At 61.2% G+C, this 2,294-nt stretch carries 3 protein-coding genes; all 3 read right to left on the bottom strand.

Annotation, left to right across the window (positions count from 1 at the left end; genetic code table 11):
- Nucleotides 1-49: 49 nt before the first annotated feature.
- The gene (locus tag DBR24_RS00585; RefSeq protein ID WP_128613565.1) at nt 50-820 is read right to left on the bottom strand and encodes an SDR family oxidoreductase; all 771 of its coding nucleotides are present in this window, start codon (nt 818-820) and stop codon (nt 50-52) included.
- Nucleotides 821-1,002: 182 nt separating this feature from the next.
- Nucleotides 1,003-1,470 carry a DUF1456 family protein gene (locus DBR24_RS00580; RefSeq protein ID WP_123465197.1) on the bottom strand — a complete coding sequence of 156 codons (468 nt, stop codon included), beginning with the start codon at nt 1,468-1,470 and terminating at the stop codon, nt 1,003-1,005.
- A gap of 72 nt (nt 1,471-1,542) precedes the next feature.
- Nucleotides 1,543-2,253: an rRNA pseudouridine synthase gene (locus tag DBR24_RS00575; protein ID WP_128613564.1), complete on the bottom strand. Its 711-nt coding sequence runs from the start codon at nt 2,251-2,253 to the stop codon at nt 1,543-1,545.
- Nucleotides 2,254-2,294 lie beyond the last annotated feature (41 nt).

The raw sequence follows: 2,294 nt of genomic DNA, 5'->3' as shown, positions 1-2,294 counted from the left end.
ATAGATCCAATGTGGGAGCGAGCTTGCTCGCGAAGGCCGCGCTGCCGATCTACAGACTGAACCCACCATCCAGCGGAATGATATTCCCGGTCATATAAGCCCCAGCCGTACTCGCCAGACTGATCGCCAACGCCGCCATCTCCTCCTCGCGCCCCCAACGTTTCATCGGGATCAGCGCCGTATCCTCGGCCAGCGCCTGCTCATCGTTGCCGATATGCCGGGTCATCTTGCTCGGAAACCGTCCCGGTGCAATCACGTTGACGTTGATGTGCTGGCTCACCAGCTCCCGGGCCAGAATCCGCGACAACTGATGCAGGGCGGCTTTACTCGGCCCGTAGGCATAAGCCTGCTCGCCAAAGGAAGAAATCCCCGCCACCGAGCCGATGTTGATGATCCGCGCCGGATTCGCTGCCGAACCGGCCTTGCGCAACAACGGCAGAAACTGCTGGATGCAGCTGAACACTGATGTCACGTTGAGCTGCATGACCTTTTCCCAGCCCTTGACCGGGTAACTCTCCAGTGGCGCGCCCCAAGTGGTGCCGGCGTTGTTGACCAGAATATCCAGGTGAGTGATCTGCTCGCCCAGACGCGCGGCGAGTGCGTGCACGCCGTCTTCGCTGGCCAGATTCGCCGCCACGCCGTGACAAGTGCCCAAGGCACCGAGTTCTTCAGCGGTTTGATGGCAGGCTTCGGCGTCGCGGGAGCAGACGTAAACACGGGCGCCGGCCTCGACAAAAGCCTTGGCGATCATTTTGCCGATACCACGGGTGCCGCCGGTCACCAGAGCGGTGCGGCCTTGCAGGGAGAAGTACGGATGCATGGCGAGTCCTGAGGATTAGGGATCAGTACACCCTAGTCGTCAGCCACGAAAAGCGGAGCCACTATTTTTGCAGGGAATGGGGGGCCATGCGGCCAGCTTCGAGTTGCAAGCTGCAAGCGGCAAGTAAAAGCAGGGTGGCCACTTGCAGCTTGCAGCTTGCAGCTTGCAGCTTGGGGCTGCTTTTAAGCTCTCACGCGCAGCGTGAGCCCTTTGAGGAAATTGCGCAGCAACTGGTCGCCGCACGGACGGTAGTTGGTGTGGCCGACCTTGCGGAACAGCGCGCTCAGCTCAGGCTTGGACACCGGAAACTCGGCGGCCTTGAGGATCGCGTGCATGTCGTCTTCTTTCAGCTCGAAGGCCACACGCAGCTTTTTCAGGATGATGTTGTTGGTGACCGGGACTTCGATCGGCTGCGGCGGACGGCTTTCGTCCTTGCCACGCTTGAAGATCACCAGACCGTCGAGGAAGTGCGCGATGACTTCGTCCGGGCAACGCACGAAACCTTCTTCGTCTTCTTCTTTCTTGTCGAGCCAGGTCACCACGTCGGCAAGGGTGACGTCCATGCCGCCGAGTTTGATGATCTCGACCACTTTCTTGTCGCTGATGTCGAGCATGTAGCGCACGCTGCGCAGTACGTCGTTATGAACCATGTCGGTATTCCTGATAAGCGTTGTGGGCAGCACGCGGGCGTACTGCCGGAATGTGTGGCGGCAGCGGAAGCCTTAGAACTTCTCTTTGCCGGACAGATAGCGCCACTGGCCGACCGGGACTTTGCCGATCGAGACGCCGCCAATGCGGATGCGGCGGATGCCGATGACCTTCAGGCCCACCGCTTCGCAGAACTGGGCAATGATCCCCGGCTGCGGATTCTTCATGGCGAAGCGCAGGCGGTTTTCGTTCTGCCAGCTGGCCTTGACCGGCGGCAGCTCCTTGCCCTTGTGAGTCAGGCCGTGCTGCAAGCGGTTGAGGCCGTGGGCGACCATGTCACCTTCGACTTCGACCACATATTCCTGCTCGATCTTGGCTGCATCGGCAGTGAGCTTGCGCAGGATCTTCCAGTCCTGGGTGAACACCAGCAGGCCGCTGGCCTTGGGCTGCAGGTCGGCGCTGGCGGTCAGGCGCAGGAAGTGCCCGCGCAACGGGCGTTTGCCATAGCGGTGCTCCTCGCTGAGGGTCTCGGCGCTCAGCGATTGCATGGCGGTGTCGACATCCATGCCCGCCGGCACGTTCAGCAGAATCGTCACCGGCTCCGGCGCGGTGGCCTTGGCGTCCTTGTCGAGCTCGACTTTCTGGTCGCCCACCTTGAATTGCGGCTCGTCGATGACTTCGCCGTCCACGGTGACCCAGCCGCCCTCGATGAACAGCTCGGCCTCGCGGCGGGAGCAACCCACCAGTTCGATGAGGCGTTTGGAGAGGCGAATCGGGTCAGTCATGACAGGGCCGTAACAAAAAAGGGGTGGGCATTGTACCTGTG

The sequence above is a fragment of the Pseudomonas sp. HMWF006 genome, assembly GCF_003061205.1.
GTDB lineage: Bacteria > Pseudomonadota > Gammaproteobacteria > Pseudomonadales > Pseudomonadaceae > Aquipseudomonas > Aquipseudomonas monsensis.
This window is presented reverse-complemented; position numbering and strand designations above follow the sequence as displayed.

Excerpts from the sequence above, each read along its gene's own strand:
- DBR24_RS00585 (WP_128613565.1), bottom strand. The coding sequence starts at position 820 with ATGCATCCGTACTTCTCCCTGCAAGGCCGCACCGCTCTGGTGACCGGC.
- DBR24_RS00580 (WP_123465197.1), bottom strand. The coding sequence starts at position 1,470 with ATGGTTCATAACGACGTACTGCGCAGCGTGCGCTACATGCTCGACATC.
- DBR24_RS00575 (WP_128613564.1), bottom strand. The coding sequence starts at position 2,253 with ATGACTGACCCGATTCGCCTCTCCAAACGCCTCATCGAACTGGTGGGT.